The sequence below is a fragment of the Kitasatospora nipponensis genome (assembly GCF_039528135.1).
GTDB lineage: Bacteria > Actinomycetota > Actinomycetes > Streptomycetales > Streptomycetaceae > Kitasatospora > Kitasatospora nipponensis.
Genome location: NZ_BAAALF010000409.1, coordinates 1 through 1,973 on the forward strand (window position 1 = coordinate 1; position 1,973 = coordinate 1,973).

The window sequence follows — 1,973 nt, forward strand, 5'->3', positions numbered from 1 at the left end:
GCGTGGGATTCGAACCCACGGTGACGGGTCACGCCACGACAGTTTTCAAGAACATCGCGGATGCCGCCGCTCACCTGCGCGTTGCCAGCCAGAGTCTGCTGTCGTTCCACGCATGTTCCACAGCACGCCTCCAAGCGATTGGTCAGGTCAGCGCGTCCGCGGTGACCTGCATCGAGTCCACGACGATCACCGCTTCGGCCTCGACCGCTGGGAGGAAGCGCTCGAAGCCCATCGGCGGGTGTCACTCGGTTCGCCGATGCGACCGCTTGATGCCCCGTTGAGGGAAGGTCAGCAGCGCCGCTTGGACCGGATTCCTATTAGGCCATTGAGCGACCCTAGGGGGTGAATAGATAAGGCGAGGGCATCTTCGGAATCCCCTGCCTCAAGAAGCCTATGAGTGTCACATCTTGCTTTAGGTCGCCAATTACAACAAGAAAGGAGAGTGCCGCCATGGGAATCCCTCCAGCTCGCCCCGAAATGTCCCATGCGATCGAACACAGAGAAAAGAACAATGCACTAAATCCGACATGGCCAGCAGATTCGCGTATCATATAGCTAACAAATAGGGCCTCCGCTTTCACAATGACAGGACCCGCCACAAGGCTAAACGCTCCGATAAACAGTAATCCGAGACTGAATCCAGAAATCTGGAAACCATCCCCGGCATGAGCGGCATAGAGAGCACTCCAGGCCGTAATTGCAAGTGTCCCGCCCAATAGAGATGTCTCGAACTGTCGACGAGCAGCCTCGACATACTGCCGCTGCAGTCGAGCTGCCGTCCTCTTGGTTTTATCAGAGTCATTTATCTGAGCTCTAGTCTTCCGCAGGGCTTTATCAAGAGTCCCCATGTGAATCCAGTACCTGCGAATATATTCCTCCGCCCATGCGAGGCGACCTAATATGACTATCGACAGGAATGTACTCAGCAGGATCTTCAATCGACTCACCCGCCAGGCCAGCGGCACGGATTCGCCGGGCATGCCCCGTCAGTCGTGCTCTCAATTCCGCACGGGCAGTGACCGGCAGACAACTGCACAAGCTCCCGAAGTGCGTCAAATTCATACAGGGCCTTGGACGGCTCGCCCGAAGCTAAGTAGGTAGCCCCCAAGTCAGCCCGCAGTGCAACTGATTCCAGCACCAAAGGCAAATACCAGCCGACATTCTTCAAAGCATGCGACGACCAGTCAGATGCGGCCTCCAAAAGTTCGGCAGCATCGAGATGCTTTCCCGATTCTGCTATCCATAAGGCTTCCCGACGGCAAGAACCGACAATCTCTATGGCTCGATCCCGGGAGACTTCATTGGCGGGGGGAAAATCCATCATCTCTTCATCGCCCCTTGGGGTGGATAATGGCCCTGTTGAAAACTGCCGCGAGAATAGTATGCGCCCTTAATGACTGGGTTGCATCTTGACGCCTCCGCAGGTCAAGGCAGCAACGAAACCTTCCGGCGCTGAGCGCTCACCGCTCGACCCCGACGGTTCTGGCTGGTGGATAAAGCCGCAGACTCGCCCGCCGCCACGGCTCGGTTGAGCCATCCTCGGACCGGTCCTCACCTGGAATGGCAAACTGCCGCCGAAGCGAGCGAGGGCAGGAGCGGTAGCGAACGCGCGGGTGCGCCATAGACCCATAGAGAAGATTTCTACGCAACTCATGCACGACAGCCTTCAAGAACATCGCGGATACCGCCGCTCACCTGCGTCTTCTCGCCAATGGCGCGCTGGCGTTCCACGAATGCTCTATGGCCACTCTCCAGATGGCCCTGCGACTCAGAGCAGGGCGTCCGCGATGGTCTGCATCGAGTCCACAACGAGCACCGCACCGGCCTCGGCCAACCGAGCCTCCTTGCCCGGCTTGTTGGCGTAGCCGATGGTGGAGATCCCTGCGGCGAATCCGGCCTCCACATCCCTGGCCGCGTCGCCGATGAAGATGCACTCTCCCGGCTTGCTGTCGCGTGCGTCCATCGCATCAATC

General features: G+C 58.4%; 2 protein-coding genes. Both read right to left on the minus strand.

Annotated elements, in window-relative coordinates:
• Positions 1–335: 335 nt before the first annotated feature.
• The gene (locus ABD323_RS40705) at positions 336–980 is read right to left on the minus strand and encodes a hypothetical protein (RefSeq protein ID WP_184917061.1); all 645 of its coding nucleotides are present in this window, start codon (positions 978–980) and stop codon (positions 336–338) included.
• 788 nt (positions 981–1,768) lie between these two features.
• Positions 1,769–1,973 (minus strand): HAD family hydrolase (locus ABD323_RS40710; RefSeq protein WP_344447150.1); only part of this gene is annotated, 205 nt, incomplete at its 5' end.

Bases quoted from the DNA above. Each gene is read 5' to 3' on its own strand.
- ABD323_RS40705 (WP_184917061.1), bottom strand. From the start codon at position 980: ATGCCCGGCGAATCCGTGCCGCTGGCCTGGCGGGTGAGTCGATTGAAG.